Annotated in this window: 24 protein-coding genes; 20 read left to right on the top strand and 4 right to left on the bottom strand. The window is 52.0% G+C overall.

Features of this window, described 5'->3' with window-relative positions; genetic code table 11:
* Positions 1 to 30: 30 nt before the first annotated feature.
* The 4 genes from coxB to ACT3XD_RS07520 are packed head-to-tail and all read left to right on the top strand — an operon-like array spanning position 31 to position 6,179.
* Positions 31 to 1,098, top strand: a complete 1,068-nt coding sequence (gene coxB / locus ACT3XD_RS07505) for a cytochrome c oxidase subunit II (RefSeq protein WP_192537626.1) — start codon at positions 31 to 33, stop codon at positions 1,096 to 1,098.
* Positions 1,095 to 3,623, top strand: coding sequence for a cytochrome c oxidase subunit I (gene ctaD, locus ACT3XD_RS07510; RefSeq protein ID WP_192537625.1), 2,529 nt, complete (start codon positions 1,095 to 1,097; stop codon positions 3,621 to 3,623). Before coxB ends, ctaD begins: the two co-directional genes overlap by 4 nt.
* A gap of 3 nt (positions 3,624 to 3,626) precedes the next feature.
* Complete coding sequence (locus ACT3XD_RS07515; protein WP_018917472.1) at positions 3,627 to 3,983, top strand: hypothetical protein; 357 nt, start codon at positions 3,627 to 3,629, stop codon at positions 3,981 to 3,983.
* A 9-nt stretch (positions 3,984 to 3,992) separates the two neighbouring features.
* On the top strand, positions 3,993 to 6,179 hold the full coding sequence (locus ACT3XD_RS07520) for a heavy metal translocating P-type ATPase (protein WP_192537624.1): 2,187 nt from the start codon (positions 3,993 to 3,995) through the stop codon (positions 6,177 to 6,179).
* Between the two features lie 21 nt (positions 6,180 to 6,200).
* Here ACT3XD_RS07520 and ACT3XD_RS07525 read toward each other — a convergent pair whose 3' ends face one another.
* On the bottom strand, positions 6,201 to 6,512 hold the full coding sequence (locus ACT3XD_RS07525) for a winged helix-turn-helix domain-containing protein (protein WP_192537623.1): 312 nt from the start codon (positions 6,510 to 6,512) through the stop codon (positions 6,201 to 6,203).
* Positions 6,513 to 6,715: 203 nt separating this feature from the next.
* On the opposite strand from ACT3XD_RS07525, the gene ACT3XD_RS07530 reads away from it, so the two are divergent.
* Together ACT3XD_RS07530 and ACT3XD_RS07535 are read left to right on the top strand one after the other, a co-directional pair.
* Positions 6,716 to 7,900 (top strand): Na/Pi symporter, encoded by a 1,185-nt coding sequence (locus ACT3XD_RS07530; RefSeq protein ID WP_225736105.1) that lies wholly within the window; start codon positions 6,716 to 6,718, stop codon positions 7,898 to 7,900.
* 10 nt (positions 7,901 to 7,910) lie between these two features.
* Positions 7,911 to 8,141, top strand: a complete 231-nt coding sequence (locus tag ACT3XD_RS07535; protein ID WP_192537622.1) for a hypothetical protein — start codon at positions 7,911 to 7,913, stop codon at positions 8,139 to 8,141.
* Between the two features lie 87 nt (positions 8,142 to 8,228).
* Here ACT3XD_RS07535 and ACT3XD_RS07540 read toward each other — a convergent pair whose 3' ends face one another.
* The gene (locus tag ACT3XD_RS07540) at positions 8,229 to 9,314 is read right to left on the bottom strand and encodes a PA0069 family radical SAM protein (protein WP_192537621.1); all 1,086 of its coding nucleotides are present in this window, start codon (positions 9,312 to 9,314) and stop codon (positions 8,229 to 8,231) included.
* Between the two features lie 258 nt (positions 9,315 to 9,572).
* On the opposite strand from ACT3XD_RS07540, the gene ACT3XD_RS07545 reads away from it, so the two are divergent.
* From ACT3XD_RS07545 to ACT3XD_RS07560, 4 genes are all read left to right on the top strand, one after another.
* The gene (locus tag ACT3XD_RS07545; protein ID WP_192537620.1) at positions 9,573 to 11,012 is read left to right on the top strand and encodes an alkaline phosphatase; all 1,440 of its coding nucleotides are present in this window, start codon (positions 9,573 to 9,575) and stop codon (positions 11,010 to 11,012) included.
* A gap of 87 nt (positions 11,013 to 11,099) precedes the next feature.
* Positions 11,100 to 11,570: a hypothetical protein gene (locus ACT3XD_RS07550; protein WP_192537619.1), complete on the top strand. Its 471-nt coding sequence runs from the start codon at positions 11,100 to 11,102 to the stop codon at positions 11,568 to 11,570.
* A gap of 139 nt (positions 11,571 to 11,709) precedes the next feature.
* Positions 11,710 to 12,156, top strand: a complete 447-nt coding sequence (locus tag ACT3XD_RS07555; protein ID WP_192537618.1) for a hypothetical protein — start codon at positions 11,710 to 11,712, stop codon at positions 12,154 to 12,156.
* Positions 12,149 to 12,715: a cysteine hydrolase family protein gene (locus ACT3XD_RS07560; protein ID WP_192537617.1), complete on the top strand. Its 567-nt coding sequence runs from the start codon at positions 12,149 to 12,151 to the stop codon at positions 12,713 to 12,715. The genes ACT3XD_RS07555 and ACT3XD_RS07560 overlap by 8 nt, the downstream gene beginning before the upstream one ends.
* A gap of 189 nt (positions 12,716 to 12,904) precedes the next feature.
* On the opposite strand, the gene ACT3XD_RS07565 is transcribed toward ACT3XD_RS07560, so the two are convergent.
* Entirely contained in the window at positions 12,905 to 13,219 is a 315-nt protein-coding gene (locus ACT3XD_RS07565; protein ID WP_018917460.1) for an AzlD family protein, read from the bottom strand.
* Positions 13,216 to 13,938 (bottom strand): AzlC family ABC transporter permease, encoded by a 723-nt coding sequence (locus ACT3XD_RS07570; protein ID WP_192537616.1) that lies wholly within the window; start codon positions 13,936 to 13,938, stop codon positions 13,216 to 13,218. Before ACT3XD_RS07570 ends, ACT3XD_RS07565 begins: the two co-directional genes overlap by 4 nt.
* 180 nt (positions 13,939 to 14,118) lie before the next feature.
* Here ACT3XD_RS07570 and ACT3XD_RS07575 point away from each other — a divergent pair, with 180 nt between their 5' ends.
* The 10 genes from ACT3XD_RS07575 to ACT3XD_RS07620 all read left to right on the top strand — a co-directional run bounded on the left by ACT3XD_RS07575 (position 14,119) and on the right by ACT3XD_RS07620 (position 22,429).
* Complete coding sequence (locus ACT3XD_RS07575; protein ID WP_192539809.1) at positions 14,119 to 15,255, top strand: C4-dicarboxylate TRAP transporter substrate-binding protein; 1,137 nt, start codon at positions 14,119 to 14,121, stop codon at positions 15,253 to 15,255.
* A gap of 62 nt (positions 15,256 to 15,317) precedes the next feature.
* Positions 15,318 to 15,947, top strand: coding sequence for a TetR/AcrR family transcriptional regulator (locus tag ACT3XD_RS07580; protein WP_192539808.1), 630 nt, complete (start codon positions 15,318 to 15,320; stop codon positions 15,945 to 15,947).
* On the top strand, positions 15,944 to 16,444 hold the full coding sequence (locus tag ACT3XD_RS07585; RefSeq protein ID WP_018917456.1) for a TRAP transporter small permease subunit: 501 nt from the start codon (positions 15,944 to 15,946) through the stop codon (positions 16,442 to 16,444). Before ACT3XD_RS07580 ends, ACT3XD_RS07585 begins: the two co-directional genes overlap by 4 nt.
* A 10-nt stretch (positions 16,445 to 16,454) precedes the next feature.
* Positions 16,455 to 17,762, top strand: a complete 1,308-nt coding sequence (locus ACT3XD_RS07590) for a TRAP transporter large permease (protein ID WP_192539807.1) — start codon at positions 16,455 to 16,457, stop codon at positions 17,760 to 17,762.
* 23 nt (positions 17,763 to 17,785) lie between these two features.
* The gene (locus tag ACT3XD_RS07595; protein ID WP_192539806.1) at positions 17,786 to 19,012 is read left to right on the top strand and encodes a metal-dependent hydrolase family protein; all 1,227 of its coding nucleotides are present in this window, start codon (positions 17,786 to 17,788) and stop codon (positions 19,010 to 19,012) included.
* 227 nt (positions 19,013 to 19,239) lie between these two features.
* On the top strand, positions 19,240 to 19,836 hold the full coding sequence (locus ACT3XD_RS07600; RefSeq protein ID WP_192539805.1) for a GNAT family N-acetyltransferase: 597 nt from the start codon (positions 19,240 to 19,242) through the stop codon (positions 19,834 to 19,836).
* A 243-nt stretch (positions 19,837 to 20,079) separates the two neighbouring features.
* On the top strand, positions 20,080 to 20,502 hold the full coding sequence (locus ACT3XD_RS07605) for a GNAT family N-acetyltransferase (protein ID WP_192539804.1): 423 nt from the start codon (positions 20,080 to 20,082) through the stop codon (positions 20,500 to 20,502).
* 133 nt (positions 20,503 to 20,635) lie between these two features.
* Positions 20,636 to 21,070 (top strand): GNAT family N-acetyltransferase, encoded by a 435-nt coding sequence (locus ACT3XD_RS07610; protein WP_192539802.1) that lies wholly within the window; start codon positions 20,636 to 20,638, stop codon positions 21,068 to 21,070.
* Between the two features lie 151 nt (positions 21,071 to 21,221).
* Positions 21,222 to 21,683 (top strand): hypothetical protein, encoded by a 462-nt coding sequence (locus tag ACT3XD_RS07615; protein WP_192539801.1) that lies wholly within the window; start codon positions 21,222 to 21,224, stop codon positions 21,681 to 21,683.
* Between the two features lie 341 nt (positions 21,684 to 22,024).
* The gene (locus ACT3XD_RS07620; RefSeq protein ID WP_192539800.1) at positions 22,025 to 22,429 is read left to right on the top strand and encodes a VOC family protein; all 405 of its coding nucleotides are present in this window, start codon (positions 22,025 to 22,027) and stop codon (positions 22,427 to 22,429) included.
* Positions 22,430 to 22,520 lie beyond the last annotated feature (91 nt).

The following is a 22,520-nucleotide window of genomic DNA, read 5'->3' on the forward strand; positions in this document are numbered from 1 at the left end:
CTTCCTGTGGGCAGAAATAGGGATAAAAACATGAGGGAGCGTTACTTATATCACGTCGCCTCGTTGTGTATTCAACGTGCTGTTGCGCGGCGGGTCAACCGGTTAACGTACGTATCGCTGGTGGCTCTGTTTGGGCTCACGGGGTGTGCCGGTGATAAGTCTATTCTAGACCCCGCTGGGCAAGCTGCACGCGATGTAGTGCTTATTTGGTGGATCATGCTGACCTTTGCCACGGTCGTGTTTATCGGGGTCATTGCGCTGTGGCTTTATGCGTTTAAGCGCAAGCACCATGAACGGACGCCTCAGCAAGAGCGTAAAATTGCCCGCCGCTGGATTGTGGGCGGCGGAATTTTATTGCCCGTGTTCAGTGTCAGCGCGCTCCTCATTTTTGGCGTACCGACCGGTAAACGTATGCTGCCACTGCCGTTAAGCGAGCCACCGGACGTTATAGAAGTTATCGGCCACCAGTGGTGGTGGGAAGTACGCTACCCAGGCGCAGAGGGTGGCGAAGTCGTGACCTCGAACCAGCTGATTATGCCGGCCGGTGAGCCCGTGGACTTTCACGTTACCTCCGCTGATGTGATCCACGCGTTTTGGGTGCCCCGATTAGGTGGCAAGATCGATATGTTACCCGGTCGGGTTAACGTTATTCGTCTTGAGGCCGATGAACCGGGCATTTTTGGCGCTCAGTGCGCCGAGTTTTGTGGCGCGCAACATGCCCATATGAACCTTTACGTAGAGGCCGTCGAGCGCGAGGAGTATGAGGCGTGGCTGGCTGACCGGCAGGAAGAGCGGTTGGCGGAGCTGGCCATTGCCAATGAGAATTTTGCCCAGGCCCGCGAAACCTTTGCCTCCACCTGCGCCGCTTGTCATAGCGTGGCCGGACTTTCTTCATCGTCCATCGGACCCGATCTGTCTGATGTAGGCGCGCGCCATAATCTGGGTGCTGGCGTGCTGCCCATGGAAGAGGGCGCCATCCATTACTGGTTGGAAAATCATCAAACGCTTAAACCGAGTAACAAAATGCCGCCGCACGATTATATGGATACTGCCACCTTGGAGTCCCTGGGTGCTTGGCTGGAGACCCTGACACCATGACCACGAGAAACCCAGAGGCAACCGGCCCAGAAAATCTGCAAAAGCTGCATGATGACCTGTCTGATGTTTGGGGAAATCCACGCGGATTAAAAGCCTTAACCATCGTTAACCACACCACGCTTGGCCTGCGGTTTATGGTCACCGGGATGGCATTTTTTCTGATTGGCGGCATATTGGCGATGCTGATTCGCACGCAAATTGCGACGCCCGATCAGAACTTTTTGACCCCGGATATCTACAGCCAAGTGACCACCATGCACGGCACGGTGATGATGTTCCTGTTCGCCATTCCCATCTTGGAAGGTTTGGCGATCTACATGATCCCCAAGATGATTGGCGCACGCGACTTGGTATGCCCACGGCTAACTGCCTTGGGCTACTGGTGTTATCTGTTTGGCGGCATCATCTTGTCGTTCAGCATGGTGATCGAAATGGCCCCCAACAGCGGTTGGTTCATGTATACGCCGCTGAGCAGCAGCGAGTACTCGCCAGGCCTGGGGTCCGACTTCTGGCTATTGGGCATTACCTTTGTTGAGATCTCCGCATTGTCTGCCGGTGTAGAGCTGGTGGTTTCCATTCTGCGTACCCGCACGCAGGGCATGGCGCTGCATAAAATGCCGCTGTTTGCCTGGTACATTCTCGCCATGGCGCTAATGATCGTGGTGGGTTTTCCGCCATTGATTTTGGGCAGTATTTTGCTCGAGCTTGAACGTGCCGTGGGTATGCCGTTTTTTGAAGTGGCCGGTGGCGGTGATCCGGTACTTTGGCAACACCTATTCTGGCTATTTGGCCATCCAGAGGTTTACATCATTTTCTTGCCGGCGGCGGGCATTGTATCAACGATCATTCCCGTATTTGCCGGGCGGCCTATCGTAGGATATGGCTGGGTCGTCTTTGCGATTACCGTTATGGGATTCATCAGCTTTGGTTTATGGGTACACCACATGTTCACTGTGGGGATACCCCAGCTTGCCCAAGCGTTTTTCTCGGCGGCCAGTATGCTGGTGGCGATCCCAACCGGTATTCAGATATTTGCCTGGTTGGCCACACTATGGCTTGGCAAGCCTAAAATGAAGCTACCCATGTTATGGATCGTCGGGTTTCTGGTTATTTTTGTGTGCGGTGGTTTGACTGGCGTCATGCTGGCGCTGGTGCCGTTCAACTGGCAGGTCCATGATACCCACTTTGTGGTAGCACATATGCACTATGTGCTAGTAGGCGGCATGCTGTTTCCACTGATGGCGGGCATTTACTACTGGCTGCCGCTGTTTTCAGGGCGTATGCCGTCTGAAACGATCGGCAAGTGGGGCTTCTGGCTGGTGTTTATAGGCTTTAATGCCACGTTCTTGATCATGCACTGGACAGGGCTTTTGGGTATGCCGCGGCGGGTGTATACCTACGATACCGGCTTTGGTTGGGACATCTTCAATCTGCTGTCGTCTGTCGGTAGCTTTGTTATGTCCGCCGGGTTTGCCATGGTACTGATTGATATTGCCTTGCACTTTCGCTACGGCAAACCCGCCAAGACTAATCCTTGGAACGCCGACACGCTTGAGTGGGCCAATCAACTGCCGCCTAGCCCCTATAACTTTGTCAGCCTGCCATCCGTTGAAACTCGCCACCCACTTTGGGAGTATCCTGAACTGCCGCAGCAGATGCAGGAAGGCAAGCATGGTTTAGCTGCCGCAGAGCACGGCCGCCGTGAACTATGGGGCACTGACCCGCTGACCGGCAAAGTGCGGGAAGTCATTCATTTGCCCGGTAACTCCTGGTGGCCACTGTTTGCGGCTATGGCGCTGGCCGTGGTGTGTATCAGCCTGTTGCTGCGCTGGTATCCGCTGGCTGGGGTCGGCGTGTTGATTGCCATTGGCTTTCTACTGCGCTGGTCGTGGGAAAACGGCGCCCACCCCAAAGCAGCACCGGATGCCAAGGTGATGCCCGGCGATCCCCCGCTTCATTCGCGTACCATGGATGGCCCCGGTTTATGGGCCATGACCACGGCGATGATCGCCAACGGGTCCTTCTTCCTGTCTTACCTTTTTGGCTGGTTCTATTTGTGGACCGTGTCGCCAGGGTGGAGGATGCCTGACGCCTCACCGCTTTCATTAGTTGCGTTAGTGGTCGCCGGGGTTGCCTTGCTGGGAGGTTCGGCGCTAATGGAGAGCAGTGTCAGTAAACTGCGTAAGCAGCAGGACAGCGGCTTGGCGATGCGCCTTTACGGGGCAGCGATTTTAGGCGCCTTACAGTTTGCGTTGATTTTATGGGTAATGTGGCGCGCTGATTTGGCAGTTACGGAAACCTCCCATGACGCTATCTTAATGGTAGGCCTGTACTACGCATTGCTGCACAGCGCCTTGGGAGCAGTAATTTCTCTGCTTCAAGGTATGCGTGTTGGCTATCGCTATGTAGGCGTTCATGCGCCGTTTGAGCCCGTGGTAGTGGCCTATTTCTGGCGTTATAACGCAGTCGTGTTCTGGATCCTGATTGTTGCGCTGGCCGTGTTACCTAGAGTGATTGGGAGCTAAAGCATGAAAGCTATTATTCAGCGTTTGCATCTCACTCATCCGGGCCATTTTGTCGGCGGGCTAACGCTTTGGAGTATCTGGTTTATCACGATATATGGCGGCCTTTCGGTCGCCTGCGCCGTGGCGCCCCCCGACCCCGCGCAGGGTGCCCTCACCTCAATCAATATCAGCCTGTTATTGTTGAGCCTGCTGACTGCTTTGCTACTGGCAGGGCTAGCCTGGGGATGTTTCCAGGAAGCCAAAATGCATGAAGGACGGCGGCACTTTAACGCCTTTGTTTCCGCCTGGCTTTATGTGTTTTCTGCGGGAGGCGTGATGTTTGTTGCTGGGCCGATGGTGGGTCTGCCGCCTTGTTTATAAGGGTTTAGTGTGGCAACTCAAACGGCACCGGGTGAGCCGGGCAATAACGAGGCGCTCTATACGCTAAGCGGTATGTGGTGCACCAGCTGTGCGCTCGCCGTTGAGGGAGTGCTTAGTCACCGTAAAGGTGTTGAGAGTATCAGCGTGCATTACCCAACGGCCACGCTATGGGTAAAGGGCGCCAGCGAAACTATCTCGCTCGATGCCCTGGCCCCTAAAATAAAGCGCCTGGGCTACCGTTTAACCGAGCTGGAACCCAATGCGGATGCGCATGCACGCTTAGAGCAGGAAAGCCGCTATTTGAGCTTGCGCCTGCTGGTGGGTTCGGTATTTGGCATGTGGACCATGCTCGCCTCCATCCTGATCTATGCCGGCGCGTTGCCTAATCCAACGATTGAGTGGGTCGTCGCTTGGGTGTCTGGGGCGTTTTCTATTCCGGTTGTGACCTTTGCCGGCTGGCCGTTTTATCGTGCGGGCCTGCGTACGCTATACGCCAAGCGACCGGGCATGGATGTACTGGTAACCCTCGGCGTTCTTGCTGCTGTAGTGGTTTCCATCGGGCTTTTATTGAGCGGCTCGGCGGAGGTGTATTTTGATACTGCCGTGATGCTGATTGTGCTGCTGCTAGGCGGGCGTCTGGTAGAAACCCTATGCCGCCACCGAGGGTTAAAGGCACTCGACGCCTTGCCCGAGCCCAATAACGAAGCCGCGGTATGGCAGGGGGATCAGTGGCGGGTAGCTCCATTAGCTGAGATTGAGCCAGGGGCGCGGATAAAACTTGCGCCTCAAACGCTGATTGCACTAGATGGCATTTTGGAAAGCGCTGCCTGGGTGGATACCGCATCGCTCACCGGGGAAAGTGTTCCCCGGCATTTCTCCAGAGGAGAGGCGGTCTATGCCGGATGTCGATTACTCGGCAGCGACGAAGTCGTCATTACCGTTACCCAGGCGTTAGGCCAGCGCCGCCTGGACCGTCTGCGCGAACAGATGCGTCACTATCAGGCCCAGAAAGGCGAGCTTCAAAAACTCGCCGACCGCTTTGCTGCCTGGTTAAGCCCAGTGGCATTATTGCTCGGAGTTGCCGCCTTCCCGGTGGGCCTGTTACTCGGGCTGGGTATTGAAGAGGCCGCCGTGCGCGCACTATCAGTGTTGGTAGTTGCGTGCCCGTGCGCCGTTGGGCTTGCCGTCCCCTTGGCAAGCCTGGCGGGGAGTGGGCAACTGCTTCAGCAAGGCATTGCATTACGCGACCCGGCAGCGCTTGAAACGCTGGCTAAAATTCAGGCGATTGCACTGGATAAAACCGGCACGCTTACCCAGGGCGAGCCTGCGCTTATGGCCTGGGAAAGCCGAGAGGGTGTGGCAGAGCCGACGCTTAAGGCCACACTTTATCAGGCCGCGTCTAATAGCCAGCACCCGCTGGCCCAGGCATTGACGCGCTGGGCGCGTTCTGAGAAAACAACAACTATAAACGCCAGTGTGATACAGGATGTGCCAGGGCAGGGCGTGCATCTTCGCTTGCCTGAACAAGGCGATATTTGGCTGGGCAGCCAACGCTTTTTTGAAAGCCAGGGCATCGAGCTACCGCCTCAGGCGGCCAGTGCTTCAAGCCCATCGGCGTCAGAAGTATTGCTCGCGGATGAGGAAGGCTGGCTAGGCAGCTTCTATCTAGAGGATGCCCTGTTGGAGGATACGGTGCAGAGCGTTCATGCACTTCAGGCTAACTACTGGGTCGCCATGCTCAGCGGTGACCGGCCTAGCGCGGTGTACGCCGCTTCCGAGCAGCTGGGTTTGCCCGCCGAAGCCTGCTATGCCGAGCGCTCGCCAGAAGCAAAAGCGCGCCTGGTGCAAGGGTTGCCTGCTCCCACCCTGTTTGTCGGTGATGGGATTAATGACACCTTAAGCCTGGCCGCCGCCGATGTCGGCATGGCCCCTTTTAATGCCAGCGACGCTGCCCGAGAAGGCGCCGCTGCGCACCTGTTAAAACCTGGCATTGCCAGTTTAGTGACGGGCCTTGCCACCGCGCGCGCTACCCGTCACGTGATGGTCCAAAACTTAACCCTTTCGGCGCTATATAACACGCTGGCACTGGGGCTTGTCATCATTATGGCCATTCCACCGCTGGTGGCGGTGCTGGCCATGGTCGCCAGTTCATTAAGCGTTACGCTGAACGCCGCACGGCTTGCCTGGCGCGACTGATCCGCTGAATCAGCACATTAATCAAGCCGAGAGAGCGGGGTAGTCAAGCGCTTCGGCCAGCTGGTTTGCTTGCTTCTTGACCCAGGCAGGATCAATAGGACCCCAACTGATAATCCGGTATTCACCGCTGTTATGGCGCTCGCCTTGTGTCGTTTGAAATTGGCATTCAATATCCAGCTCGGCAAGCGAGGTGATGGTGTCCTGAGCCGTACGACGCGGCATGCCGCAGAAGCTCACGAGCGCAGGCACGCTAGAGACTCCCTGATCGATCAGGTAAGCCACGTAAAGACGGCGATAGAAGCTGGATTTTGTCTTGCTGAGAGCATCGGCCATAAGTGTGATTGCCTTAAAAATGAGCGTCGGCTAAAGCATACGGAACGCTTTTTGCCACAGCCACCGTTTAATATGTGTGTCCACTCTATTTGCACTAACATCATAGTGCCACGCTGTTGTCACGCTTATGTCACCTATAGCCGCCATCCTTCGTTGAAGTAGGTGGGCATCAGGGCGTTTTTCCTTCCAAGAGGGTGTGGCAAATGGCCGAGAATATTAATAGCGCTGTACAAGAGGTGTTACCCAGCCAGCGTGGAAGGGTAAAGGTCAGGCGCAAAGGGACATTAAGGCAGTGGCTCACGCTTGCCTTGCTGGTGTACTTTTTGATTTGTGCAGTATCAATTATTGGTAACGGTTTCAAAATAGCTGCTGGCGATCATGCCCAACAGCTTTTTGAGTTTGCCACCAATCCCTTTGTTGGCCTGATGGTCGGGATTGTCGCTACGGCGTTGATTCAGTCATCCTCCACCGTTACCTCGGTTATCGTCGCCTTTGTGGCCGGTGGATTGCCGGTTGCCACCGCGGTCCCCATGATCATGGGCGCGAATATAGGCACAACGGTTACCAATACGCTGGTAAGCCTGGGTCATGTACGCGATAAAGCTGAGTTTAAACGCGCGTTCTCCGCAGCAACAGTGCATGACTTTTTTAACTTGCTGGCGGTGGCTATTTTCCTGCCTATCGAACTTATCTTTCATCCGTTGGAGAAGATGGCGCAAAGCACGGCATTTCTATTTTACGGCGACGCCGATCTTTCCATGGGTAGCATCAATATTGTCGGTATGGCAACGAAGCCGATTACCTCTACTGTCGAAAGTGTGGCCATGAACCTGCCCACGGTTGCCGGTGGAATTGCCATGATTGTTTTTGGCATTGCGCTGATTTTTTTAGCGATTCGTTATATCGGTGCGCTGCTGAGAGTATTAATGGTAGGACAGGCAAAAAATATAATGCATAAAGCCATCGGGCGTGGTCCGGTTGCCGGTATTGCTTCCGGCGCGGTGGTAACATTTTTAGTACAGTCCTCATCCACGACCACCAGTTTAATGGTGCCATTAGCGGGGGCAGGCGCGTTCTCATTACGTCAGATTTATCCCTTCACCTTGGGCACTAACATCGGCACGACCTTTACGGCGCTGCTTGCAGCCACCGCAATAACCGGCGCCACGGCCATATTGGCCCTTGAGATCGCTCTGGTTCATCTATTCTTTAATCTATTGGCGGTAGTCGTCATTTTCGGACTTCCGTTTCTTCGCCCGCTGCCGGTAAAAGGCGCTGAATGGTTAGGCCGTGTAGCTTCAGAAAGAAAAGCTTTGGCGGCCGCTTGGGTATTAAGCGTATTTATTGTCATACCGGCCATCCTGATCGCATTCACGACGCTGCTTTGAGGTAAAAAACATGACGCCCCATCAAAAGATCGTTTCAACCTCGACCGCTGAACTCAAGTCCATGCTCGATGATTCAGCCGAGCTTATTGAAGAAATACGCGATGAGCTGGCCGAGAGAGAAGCTCAGGAGCGCGAACTGGAGCCGTTCGATACGCTGATTGAACAAGCGCGTCCCAAACTCGATGAGATCCGAGGCTTTTTCACACTGGTGCTTAATGAGCTGCGTGAGCGGCGTAATTAAGGCTATGTATAGATAGTATCTTCAAGGCATTTGTCAGGCACTCTTTGCTATCCAGAGAACGCCGATCAGATGCCTTTTTATTAAGCGCTAATAAAAGAGATCGCCTTGGGCATTGGGCGGTCGAAAGTCTCGGGTATTCAGCCCCTGCTCGGTGCGTGCCTGGAAATTCCACTGACGGCTGGCGCGATTGAAACGCTGGGCGATCATATCGGCAAAAATTCCTTCACCGCGAAAGCGTTTGCCAAACTGGGCATCATAGGCCTTCCCGCCCCGGCATTGGCGCATCAGGCTCATTACTTTCGCCGCTCGCTCGGGGTAGTGAGCTTCAAGCCATGCTTCAAAAAGCGGCGCTACCTCATGAGGCAAACGTAGCAACATCCAGGTGGCTGTTCGTGCGCCTGCGCGGCTGGCGGCTTCCAGAATGCGCTCTATTTCGTGGTCGGTAAGCCCTGGAATAACCGGGCTAACCAAAGTGCCCACAGGAATGCCTGCGGTATTAAGCTCGCGGATGACTTTTAAGCGTGCCTGAGGAGAGGCGGCGCGGGGTTCCAGCGTGCGCTTCATATTGGCATCCAGGCTGGTCAGGCTAACAAACACACGCACCAAACGGTATTCCGCCATTTCAGCCAGTAGGTCAATATCCCTTAGCACCAGAGTGCTTTTGGTTACGATAGTGACCGGGTGGCGGCATGCCAATAAAAGCTTAAGCAGCTGGCGCGTTAACTGGCGCTTGGCTTCCAGCGGTTGGTAGCAATCTGTATTGCCCGAGAGATTGATAGGGCGGCAAACATAGCCTGGCTTGCAAAACTCTTCGCTCAAACGCTCTACCAAGCCGTTTCGAGCAATCAGCTTGGTTTCAAAATCAAGGCCCGGCGATAGATCCCAGTAAGCATGAGAGGGCCGGGCGTAGCAGTAAACGCAGCCGTGCTCGCAGCCTCGGTAAGGGTTCAACGAACGGTCAAAAGGAAGGTCGGGCGATTTATTCCAGGAGAGTGCACTTTTACTGGTTTCTTCGCGTACTTCCGTGACCAACGTAGTGGAGGCTTCCTCTTGCCACCAGCCATCGTCCTCCGCCACGCTGTGGGTTGGCGCAAAGCGGTTATGCGGATCATAAGTAGCCCCACGCCCTTTATGCACGGTAGTTTGCGCTGATGGTTTACCGAGAGACGCCATACGCCTGCCTCTATCGTTATATATGTTTATATATACAGTATATGCGGTGTGGCTGAACGTGCAAGCCTTGGGCGATTTATTATCGAAGTGATGGCTAAGGCGGGGCGTTATTGAATAACCCGTTATTGAGTGAGTAGAAAGCAGCCAATCATTTATTAGCAAAAATTAATTTTATTAATTCAGATTCACAGAAATGACATTTTCGAACGTTAGGCTTAGCCGAATAACGAGTTAGCTAAATTTAGCCAAGGGATGAAAATGAAGAATTTTAAGCGAAATGCACTTACGTTAGCACTGGCATCAATCATGGTTACGCCGGTATTAGCGCAGGAAGATACGGCTAAAAATGTCATTTTAATGGTCACCGATGGTGCCGGTATCGAGACGTTCCGCGCAGCAAGTTACTTCCGTCATGGCGCGCTAGGTCATGAAGTTTACGATGAGTTTGATGTGCAGCTTTTCATGGCCACTCATCCGCTGAATACCTCCAATATGCCCACCAATAGCGACGACGGAACGGTCACGTTTGAGCCAGCCCAGCTTTGGAACGACGAAGCGGTAGACACCGTTTACGAGGGCAGCCTGGGTAACTACAAAGGCTATTTTGCCGGTTACGACTATGCCCGCGCCGATTACACTGATAGCGCCGCGGCAGCGACTGCGCTGGCGTCCGGCCAGAAGACTTTCAACAATGCCATCAACTGGTCCAACGACGATGAGTCGCTCAAGCATATCGGCGAATACACGGTTGAAAGCGGCCGTGCTCTAGGCGTTGTCTCTTCCGTGCAGATTTCACACGCTACCCCAGCCGGTTTCCTGGCCCATAACGTAAGCCGCAACGACTACAGCGCGATTGGCCGCGAAATCGTTGATTCCGGCCTTGCCACTGTGGCCATCGGTACAGGTCACCCTTATTACGATGCGGCAGGCGAGCGTGTCGATAACCCCGGTGAGAGCGATTTTCGCTTTATCGGTGGTGAAGAGTACTACCAGCGCCTGATGGACGGCGAAACGGATTATGCCTTTATCGAAAGCAAGGAAGACTTTGAAGCGCTGGCCGCCGGTGAAATCGATCTGCCCAAGGACAAGCTGCTGGGCTTGGTGCAGAACATTCAGACCCTTCAATACAACCGCCCTGGCGTGATCGGTGGAAACTTCCTGGATACCTCTCCGAGCTTAGCCACCCTGACCGGGGCTGCCCTGAACGTGCTTAACGCCAACGAAAGCGGCAACGACAATGGCTTCTTCCTGATGGTTGAAGGCGGCGCTGTGGATTGGGCCGCTCATGCCAATAACCTGCCGCGTATCATCGAAGAGCAGATCGACTTCAACGAAGCGGTTGAAGCGGCTGTCGAGTGGGTAGAAAACAACAGCTCCTGGGACGATACCCTGATCATTGTTACTACCGACCACGGCAACGGCCTGCTGCAAGGTCCTGATTCTGACGTCAATGCCTATAGCCCGGTCGTCAATCAGGGCGCCGGTGCGCTACCCCTGGTACGTTGGCACTCCGACACCCACACCCGTGAACTGGTGCCGCTGTATGCCCACGGTGCAGGTGCTGAGTTCTTCTATGACATCGCTCAGCAAGAAGAAGGGCTTTCCCGCTACGAAGTGGATGCAGACAGCCACTACTGGGTCGACAACACCGACGTATTCCGCGCGGGCATGAATGCCTTTGGTATAGACGCCGAGTAAACACTCACGTACGGCAATTACCTAAGAGCCGCCTTCGGGCGGCTCTATGCCGTTAGACACTTACGAAACTCTCGAATAGAGCCAGATATGAAGCTTCGAACCACTTTTTTAAGCCTTTCTTGTCTAATGCTGGCGGCAGTGGCTAGCAGCCCGGCCCTTGCCCTCAACGCTGAGCAGGCACCCACTGCCAGTGGCCACGCCTATGCTGAGCCGTACAAGGCCGTGCGCAAGGATGGCGTTTTGCATATTGAGGTGCGCTTTGTGACCGACTACCCCGGTTATTCCGGCGAACTTATTTACGAAGACATTCCGCTAGAGCGCATTGATGGGCAGATCTACGCCGAGTTTGGTGACCAGTCATTCTCGTTGCTGCGTCAAGATGGTGGCGTGGTCGCCCCGGATAACCTGCATCTGGGCTTTAATTATGATCCCTCCAAGAATCCTCGCGTCGGTTCCTGGAAAGCGGACTTCGTTGCCCCTATGCATGATGTTAATGAGGTCACCATCTTCATGCCCAACGTTGCGCCTATTGGACCTATTGCCATTCGCGATCGTTAATCAATCGATCTAATAACTCTTGATATAACGGTGTTGCCTCATCGCCTTGATAAGCAATTATCAGGGCGATGTTGTATCTGCTACCGGGCTTTCGTGCCAAAGTTGGCTTATGCTTAAGTTTTGCGTGTTAGGTAAACCCATGAAACCTTTTTCTATTTTGCTGATTCGATTGCTCGCCGTTTACCTTGCCATCAATCCTTTACTTAGCGTATCGCCGTTGCTGTTTAGCCCAAGCTTTGAGGCAGAGCTAACCCAGTGGCTGCCAGGGCTAGTGGCCACCATTGCTATTCCTATCATCGTGGGCATCGCACTGTGGTTTTCTGCCGTAACTCTGGCCAATAAAATTCATGACAGTGATAGCGCTGACTCAGCCTTATCCATCAGCGAGGCAGGCTTGGTACGGGCCGGTAGTTTCTTAATCGGCGTGTATCTTTTCGTTCAGCACTTGGGCACGGCGATTAGCCAATGGACATGGGACGGAATGGTGGCTTACGGTTCGCTGGCAGTGGTTATACTCAGCATTGGATTAATGCTGGGCACACGCTTTTTAGGCAAGCTGTATAGAAGGTTGAAGTATTTTGAGTAATCAATTTGCCGCCCTGGTGATCATCGATATGCAGCGAGGAATGAGCGATCCCGCCATCGGTGAGCGCAATAACCCGGATGCCGAAAATAATATTCAGAGCCTGCTCACTGAATGGCGTAAAGCGGGCTGGCCCGTAGTGCATGTACGCCATATCTCACGCACCCCCAACTCGCCATTTTGGCCGGGGTTACCAGGCGCAGAGTTCCAGCCCGCACTAGTCCCGCAACCTAAAGAGCACGTAGTAGAAAAGAACATACCCTGTGCGTTTACCCACTCAGGCTTAGAGCGCTGGCTTCACGCTCGCGAGATCAAGCGGCTGGTTATCGTCGGTGTAAGTACCAGCAATTCGGTTGAAGCCACCGCTCGCACAGCCGGTAATCTTGGCTTTGATACCCACGTCGTCGCCGATGCCACTTTTACCTTTGCCAAGCAGGACTACGCAGGCACTTACCGTACGGCGGATGAAGTGCACGCCATGTCACTGGCGAATCTGGAAGGGGAGTATGCGGCTATTGTTAGTAGTGATAAAGCGTTGACACTTTTTAGTAGTTTAAATTAACAATCAAAACGTTTACGCCTGATTCCTTGAATAAAAATAGCATTGCTAATTTTTTGTAGTATGTTTTTTTTAAAAATTTCTTTTTAAATAAAGTTGGTGTTCTATATCTTGATTTTATTTGGTTTTTAATAAAAGATAACTGTTGGTCAGAGTTAAGAGACATATTAATTGGTTTGACTTAAATGTTTTTTATGACATAAACCACCAACGCCAACCCGCTGCGCATACGATTCCTATTGCAATTGATGCTAATGGGCTTCTAAAGATAATCGCCACCATGCCTGCCATGATAGCGGCGAGGCGGGTGCCGCCGTCACCATGCACAATGATTGGCGTTATAATCGCAATAAGCACTGAGCTAGACATGGCATTAATAAAAAGCTGAACGTTAGGGCTTAATGGTAAACGCGCCATAATTAGCAGTCCCAGCACACGAGAGCCATAGCTGATGGCTGCCATTAACATAATTGCTAATAACGATTGCCACACCGTGATTGAACTCATGATGTCCCCGTCTTATACCAGCGTTTAGGTAATAAGATGGCGACCATCCCGCCCGTTAAAGCGCCTACCATTACATGCAGATAGGGAGGCAGCCACCAATACGCCAATAAGGCACTGATGGCTGCTGCCAGCCACGGTAAAATCATCAACGCCTTGGGATTTCCACCTATCACGATGACCAGCAGAAAACATAGCATGATCACGTCAAGGCCAAAGCGTTCGGGTTGATTGATCCCACCTCCGAATGCTAACCCTAAGCCAGTTCCTGCGACCCAGGCAGCCCATAGCGCAATACCCCCGCCTAAAAGAATGCCAATATTACGCTCGCCGCGATGATATTCACCTAACGCCATAGCCCAATTTGAATCTGTCAGCATGAATATTACGGCGAATTGTTGGCGCAAGGGCAATGCCTTGAGCCAAGGGTATAAGGACGCACTCATTAAGACATGCCGGGTATGGATCGTGAGGGTAGTGGCCGCTAGGGCCAGCATGGGCAGTGGCGTCTGCCATAGCTCAAGCGCTGCAAATTGCGACGGAGCAGCAAAGACAAGCACACTCATCAACATCGCTTCCCAATGAGTGACACCCTCATGTGAAGCAGCTACACCAAAGGCTAAACCAAACGCGACAGTGAAGGCCGCCAAGGGGAGCATCATGAGAATTCCTCTCCATGTGCCAGCCATGTCCAATTTTATTTTATTCTTATCTTTTTTCATAAGCTTACTCGTAATCTTCTGTACGCTTCATATAAAAACAAACAGACCTGCTTGTTTTTATGTTTTTTGAAGTTTAAATTGAATAGTGTGCATACGCTAGAAGATAGTATGCCGTCACGATTAAATGAAATAACATAACACTAAAAACTGCCGATTGATTCGGTTCGGGGATAATACAATATGAACTTCAACCGCAATGCACTCACTCTGGCTGTCGCTTCTCTTGCGTTACCTGCTTTTGCTACTTCCGCTCAAGCGGCAACTTCTTTTATTGCTAATTCGTTTTACGACCAACAGCACCCTCACTCTCGTTACGGTTATATCGAATGGGCTGAGATGGTTAAAGAGCTTTCTGATGGGGAGCTACAACCTGAGGTTTATACGGGTACTGTACTACTAGCGCCGCGCGCTAATTTGCAGGGTATTCAGGATAATATTGTGCAGGTAGCACACCATGCCGCTATTTACACACCTTCTGAAATGCCGGTAGCCAATGCGGTTCAGGAGCTGGGGTTTAACTATGATGATCCGCTGGTCAGCATACTGGCGGTTACCGACTTTAGCCTGCACAATCCCACCCAGCTCGCTGAATGGGAAGATCTGAATATCGTTTATCTGGGCGCTTATAGCACCCCGCCTTACATGATGTTTTGTCGGGAGCCGGTGCGTAATCTTGAAGAACTGCGCGGCAAGCGTATCCGCACCGCAGGTTCAACGGTATCTGCCTGGGTAGAACAAGCTGGCGGCACCCCCGTGAATGTTCCTTCCAGTGAAATGTATAGCGGTCTTGACCGTGGATCACTGGATTGTGCTACCAACGCCACTAACGACCTAATTGATCGCTCCCTCTGGGAGGTGGCCAAACACACAACGCTTCTGCCTACCGGCATGTACTGGTCTGGCCCTCAGTGGGGCTTTAACGAAGAGTTTTGGTCAGGCCTTGATGACGCGCAGCGCGATGTTTTCAAGCAAGCCACTGCTCAAGCCATGACGCGCATGATTGTGCAATTCATTAGCGCTTCAGAGTCTGCTATTGAAGAGGCCAAAGAGCTAGGTAACAACGTCTATGAGCCGGAAGCTGACCTCATGGAATCCGTGGTCGCGTTCCGCGAGCAAGCACTTGCCAACGTCTACGACAAAGCGCGCGATGAGTATGGCGTGGAAGACCCCGAAGCCTTGATTGATGACTTCCTAAGCACCTATGAAAAGTGGCAAGCACTGCTTGAAGGCGTTGATCGCAGTGACGAAGAGGCCTTGGCCCAGTTAGCGATGGATGAAATCTACAGCAAACTTCCCGCTGATTACGGCATTTATTAATTTAACGTACTCTGTATGCCTGCTAGGCAGCCAACGTTAATGCAATAAAAATAGGGACCGGTATGACGAAGCGACAAAATCAGGAAGAGCGCTCACGCAACACTCAAGCTCGCGTGATGCAGGCAACGATCGAATGCGTTCTTGCCAAGGGAATTCGTGCCACTTCGACGGTTGATGTCGCTCGTCAGGCCGGTGTGTCTCGTGGGGCTTTGGTTCATCACTATCCGTCCAAAACGCTTTTGATGCAGTCAGCTCTGGAGGACCTGCTTAACCAAGAGGTTGAGAACGTTCGCCAGCTGGCAGTCAGCGTGCAAGAGGGTAATTTTGACTTCGATAGCCTGTTGAGAGTACTGCACGAGCATTTCAAAGGGGATCTGTACATGGTGACGTTGGAGTATTTGACCACTGCCCGTACCGATCCTGACATCATGAAAGTGCTTATTCCCCTTGCTGCCAGGTTCAATAGCTCTTTAGAGACAATCTGGGAGCAGCTTGTTGCCAGCTCAAGGCATACGTCACGGCAAAATCGCGTGGCTTTGAACGCCACACTCTGCATGATGCGCGGTATGGGCGCCCAGAGCATATGGCGTGATGACCCAGAGCTTTACCGCGACATGCTGCTGTTCTGGAAAGACGCTCTTATCGAGCTTGGCTTTGCATCTTCGCAAGCGAAGACAAGAGAGTATGTATGATCACGCGCATTGTTGAATCATTAAGCCAGTGGGTTGCCAAGAGCGCACTAGTGCTGGCGGCGCTGTTTCTTATCCTGATGGCGCTACATGTCACGCTTGATGTAGGGCTGCGTTATTTTTTTGGTAAATCGTTTACCGGCACGCTGGAATTCGTCTCCTTCTACTACATGGTCGCGGTAGTGTTTCTGCCCATTGCCTACGTGGAACTCCAGCGGGAGCACATCAGTGTCGATGTTTTTGTAGGCAGGTTTTCGCCCCCTGTGCAGCTGGCGTTTTACCTGTTTGCCGGTACGCTTGGCCTGGTTTACTTCGGCATGCTCTGTTACCAGAGCTATCTTGATGCCGTTCGTGCCACGGTGCGTCAAGAAACCGCCATGGCCAACTTTACCTTCTATTTATGGCCCAGCCGCTGGGCATTACCGGTCGGCTTTGCCGCCATGTGCCTGGCCATTCTCGCCAACATGATCAAGGCAGTGCATCAACGCCAAGCACTGTAGGAGCTAATCAATGACTAACATCGAGATAGGTGTGGCGGGTATCGCCATTGCCTTGGCCCTTATCGCCCTGCGCGTGCCAATCGGTATTGCCTTGGGATTAGTATCGATTATCGGCATTGGCGAAATGACCAACATGCGAGTGGCATGGGGGATGATTTCTGCCACGCCCTTCGATTTTGCGGGTACTTGGGAATTAACCGCCGCGCCCATGTTTCTATTCATGGGCTACTTGTGTACCTCCACTAACATGACTCAAGGCCTCTTCCAGGCCATGCGCCTCTATCTGGCGAGGCTTCCTGGCGGGCTTGCGGTTTCCAGCGTGATGGCGTCGGCTTTTTTTGCCGCCGCATCGGGGTCAAGCGTTGCAACATCGGCAGCTATGTCACGCATCGCAGTGCCCGAGATGCTCAAGCATAATTACGATAAGGGGCTGGCAACGGGCACGGTTGCTGCATCAGGCACGCTAGGCTCGCTGATTCCGCCAAGCGTTTTATTGGTGCTTTATGGTGTTTATGCCCAAGTATCAGTTGGCCAGCTGTTCATGGCAGGATTCATCCCGGGCGTTATTTCGGCGCTGTTATACATTGCCATGATCATGGTGCGTACCAAGCTGAACCCAAGCCTGGCTGGGGATACCAATGTACGCTCTACCTGGCAAGAAAAGTGGGAAGCATTCAAGCATATCTGGCCGCTGCCATTACTCATTGGCTCTGTGCTTGGCGGGATTTTTCTGGGTGTTTTTTCACCTACCGAAGCGGGCGCAGTAGGCACCACTATTGCAGCATTAATCGCCTTGGCCCGCCGTACTCTAACCATCGCTGCCATTCGTGAAGCGGTCGTCCAAACGGCGGTAAGCACGGCCAGCATCTTTATTATTTTGATTGGCTCGCTGTTCTTCACCCGCTTTTTGGCCATGAGCGGTGTACCCGCTGCGTTCTCAGAGTTAATCCTGGGTGTGAGCACTGAGACGTGGTGGATCATCCTAGCGGTAGCCGTTATCTACCTTGTCTTAGGCATGTTTATCGACTCCATTGGTCTGCTGTTACTGACGTTGCCGCTAATACTTCCCCTGGTCGAAGGCGCTGATCTTAATTTGATTTGGTTTGGCATTATCGTGGTCAAACTGCTCGAAGTCGGGCTGGTCACGCCGCCCATCGGACTCAACGTCTATGTCATCAAAGGCGCACTCGGCAACAGCGTTACCTTGAGCGAGGTTTTTAGGGGCGTGAGCTGGTTCATCGTGATGGACATCGTCGCGCTGCTGCTCATCGTGCTGATTCCTGCGCTTTCGCTTTATCTTCCGCAGAAAATGTTCTGACGCTTATACAATAAGGAACACTCATGACTACCACTCGTTTTATCAACGCCAACGTTATCGATTCACGCAACGGTAAAGTGCTCCCTAATCATGAGGTGCGCATCAAAGATGGGCGCATTGAAGCGGTAAGCGAGTCCCCACTTGAGGACAACGACGACCAGGTGATCGATGTAAAAGGCCACTACCTGATGCCTGGCCTGGTGGATTCTCACGTACACGTCACCGCCATCACGCCTAACTTTGCGCTGCTGGGCACGCTCTCGCCATTTTATGTGGGCGCCAAATCCAGCGAGCTGCTCGAAGCCATGTTAATGCGTGGGTTTACCACCGTACGCGATGCCGGTGGGGCTGATTACGGCCTTGCCAAAGCGGTAGATGAAGGGACGCTTGCCGGGCCACGTATCATGTACGCTGGCCGGGCGCTCTCACAAACGGGTGGCCACGGTGATATGCGTGGGCCAGGCCAGCAAACCTTTGAAGGCTGCTTCTGCTGTGCAGGCCTTGGCCGTGTATGTGACGGTGTTAGTGAAGTACGTCAGGCCGCTCGTGATGAGATTCGCAAAGGCGCTACTCAAATTAAGATCATGGCGTCTGGTGGCGTGTCGTCACCCACAGATCGTATTGATAGCACACAGTTTTCACTTGAAGAGATCGACGCCATTGTAGAAGAGGCGACGGCTGCCAATATTCATACCATGGCTCATGCCTATACAGCACGCGCTATTAATCGCCTACTTCCCCGCGGTGTTAAAACCATCGAGCACGGTAATCTTATGGACGAGGAGAGCTGCCGTCTCTTCCTCGAACATGACGCTTATTTGACGCCTACGCTGTGTACTTACGATGCGTTAGCTAAAGAAGGCGTGGAAGCGGGTATGGCTGAAGAGCTGCAGCGTAAAGTGTTCGACGTACTTGATGCGGGTGGCAAAGCCCTTGAAATGGCGCAGCGCCACGGTGTGAAAATGCTTTACGGGTCTGACTTACTGGGCCGTATGCAGCGCCATCAGCTCAATGAGTTTCATCTTCGCAAAGAGGTGGTACCTGCCGATGAGCTGATTCGTGCGGCCACCAGCCACGCGGCCGATGCCTACGGCCATACGGGCGATTTTGGTGAAATTATCCCTGGCGCCCGTGGTGATGTCATTATCCTTAAAGATAACCCCCTGGACGATATCACTGTGCTTACTGAGCCTGACGAACAGCTGATGCTCATTATGAAAGGAGGCGTTTCTTATAAAAATGTACTTTAAGCATCACGCTTAAATACTCAGTAGTTAATTTTTATCTGACTGCACCGGCGCCGGGACTCAATAGTTCCGGCGTCTGCGTCGTTGGGCACTGCTAAACTAAAAGCTGGCCTCCATGGCAAATTCTTCGGGTTATTAATAGGCATTAATGACTATTTCAAATCTTATTTAAGTAATATCGACTTATTAGTATTTTTCGACTGCCAAATACAAGAGGCGTTTGGATAGATATGACTTTCGTGAGCCCTGTCACCCTTAACACAAACGGCGTAAAGCTTGAGCCATTAGCGCATGATCACGAAGCGGGCCTGTGCGCTGCCGCCGCCGATGGCGAGTTGTGGAATTTGCGCGTCACAGCGGTACCATCGCCTGATGAAACAAGCGCCTTTATTGAAACCGCCTTGAAAGACCGTGAGGCAGGCCACCGCTTTGCTTTTGCCGTCATTGAGGAGGCCAGCGGTACTGTGCTTGGCACGACGAGCTATCACGACATCTTACCTGAGGTAAAACGGGTAGAAATTGGCCACACCTGGTATGCCAAACGCGCGCAGCGTACCCATATCAATACCACCTGCAAGCTGCTGCTGTTAACGCATGCTTTCGATACGTTGGGTTGTAACGTGGTTGGCTGGCGCACCGACAACTTCAACTACGCAAGCCAACGTGCTATTGAGCGCCTAGGGGCTAAAAAGGATGGTGTCATACGCGGACAAAAGCTGCGCCGTGATGGCACCATTCGCGACACGGTGATGTATAGCCTGCTCAGGGGAGAGTGGTCAGAAGTGCGCGCACATCTCCACTACTTATTAAGCCAGCCCCGCAGCTAATCAATAGGCGACTAGCTCATTAGCCGCTGCCTGTAGGTGAAACATGATCGCAGCCGCCAATTATGTGCGCTACAGGGTAAGCGAGAAGGCGCGCGGATTTTTAATATGCAGCCAAGTTTTTCTTTGCTCCTAATAGAATCAATGAGGCAGATTTGATCAAGGCAGCGAGATAACCTTAATGAACGTACCATAAAATTCATTGAGGTTATCTATCCTTCCGTATAATCACTGTTAGGAGATTCAATGGTTTCGTATCGACAAACAGAAGATTTATCAGCTTCGGCTGAGATTACTTACTTAAACATGCGTTCATACTACGAGCATTACTCTGTTGATTGGGATTGCTCAAAAATTGAAGATCAAATCCATAATTTAACCAATTTCGATATCCTGCTCAATGGTGAGGTCGTTGGGGCGATTCGTTTGGCATTTGATAACGTCGGTTGCTATGTCCGTGACTTGCAAGTCAGCGAGAAATACCAAAATAAAGGTATTGGTGCGTTAGCGCTTTCTGAATGCGAAAGGTTAGCAATTGAATCAGGCGCTAATCGACTTAGGTTACGTGTATTTAAAGTCAGCCCAGCCTTCCATCTCTATGAAAGAGTTGGTTTTGTGGTTGATAACGTTGATGATAGGTTTTACAGCATATCGAGAACAATCTCCTAACAAAAAAAATTAAGAGTGATTCGGCACGCGTGGCATTTTTATTATGCGTCGGTTTTAGTGTTTAAGATGGTATGCGGCAGCATCGGTATTGCGTGCCTCACACCTTAATGGGTGTTATGGACAAGGAGATAAAATGGAACTTATTCACTTAGAACGCACGGATGCGCTATACAAAGAGGCATTAGATTTGCGGTATGACTTGTTCTTCCGAGCTCTCGACCTTCCGCGAGAAAGTATGTTTGATGGTCTTGAGAGTAGTAGTTTTCATATTGCAGCGATAGAAAATGATTCATTGTGCGCATATGGACGATTAAGCGAAGAAAGTCATCGAGTCTTTAAGATTTCACAGATGGTCGTTCTCCCAAACATGCAAGGTCAGGGCTTAGGCACTAGAGTCTTAACGAAGCTCACACATGAAGCGCTTGCAAATGGAGCGAAAGAAATTTATTTAAATGCTAGGCTACATGCTGTATCAATGTATGAAAAGTTGGGATTTAAGGCTTCAGGTCAATCTTATATAGCCAAGATTACGGGAGTTCCTCATATAAAGATGGTCAGGCGCGTTTAGATTGTCCCTAACAAGGCGTTTAAGGTGGATTCACAACGTTTGGCGACTTCAGTGTAAGTCGAATTTAGTGTTTAAGGTACAATGATTTAGGTTAGGTGATCGGGTTGTTCACCACTTAACGCAGCGCTATGCACCAATATTCGAGAGACAGATGATAGATAGTACAAATTTTTACGAAGTGATTAGGGAGTTTGAGCTTCTTCCTGGAGCGATAGAGAATGTTTCTACGCAGGCGTTTCAAACTGTCTATGGCTCGCCTAGGGCCTCCCTGGCGAAGGGGATAGTTTATTTATTTCTATCGGCTCAGCCCATTCCGCGACTTGTCGGAGAAAGCAGGATTATTTACATCGGTCAAACGAAGGGCAGCTTTAAAAACCGCTATTTCCAGTACTCAAGTCTTCATGCCTCTTCCAAAGCGAATAAACTGAAGTTTGAAGCAATCATTAGAGAATACGGCCCAATAACTATAGCGGTCTGTCCTTTTAAGCGGTTCGGTAGTTCCCTGTTGGAAGCTGAAGGACAATTGCTTTGGTGGTACTTCCAGAATCACTGTGAGTATCCGCCGGTTAACTACACCAAGACCAAAGTCAGGAACGATGCCGTACAAGCATAACAATCGCGTCAAGTGCGCCGCTCGTACCTCGCGCGCTCTATGCGGGCGTTGGGGCCATACGCCTTGGAGAATACATGGATATTGAGGTTTGGATCATGTTCGTTTTCATGCTTGCTTATTTGCTCAATTGCAGTACGTCGAACGTTCACAACGATAGGCAATTCTAAGCTATATAGAATTACAGGCAGATTATTTGGCGGCACATTCATAGGCGCGGGTGGTGTACTTTTGGTCTCGAAAAACAACCTGGCCTAACAAATTCAGGCACGGCGACGCCTACTACATTGCGCCTTCGGCTCCATTTTGTAGGCGTGCATGCTGCAAGCATTAGGAAGGACGTCATGAAACCTAAAATCAGCATTATCACACTGGGTGTGGACGATATGGAAAGGGCCTCTCGTTTCTATAGCGAAGGCCTCGGCCTGCCGAGGCACGACTTTGAAGGTGGCAACATATCTTTTTTCAGTCTGGAAGGAACATGGCTAGCGCTCTATCCTCGGGAGGAATTGGCTAAGGACATCGGATTGCCCATTCCGACTCAGGTCGGTTTTTCCGGCATTACGCTGGCCCATAATGTTGCAAGCAAGTCAGAAGTTGATACTGTCCTCAGTCAGGCAGTATCCGCAGGCGCTCAACTCATTAAACCGGCGGTGGAGGTTTTCTGGGGCGGTTACTCAGGTTACTTTCAAGATCCCGAAGGTCATTACTGGGAAGTAGCCTACAACCCTTATCAGGACCTGACGTAGTGGCCCACTCTTCGGCAGTCCCTAACAATTACAGGCCCGGCGACGGTTACTACATCGCGGCTTCGCCTCCATTCTGCAGCCGCGCGTGCTG

Origin of the sequence: Halomonas sp. AOP7-B1-5, from assembly GCF_052353045.1 — a bacterium.
Lineage (GTDB): Bacteria > Pseudomonadota > Gammaproteobacteria > Pseudomonadales > Halomonadaceae > Vreelandella > Vreelandella colorata.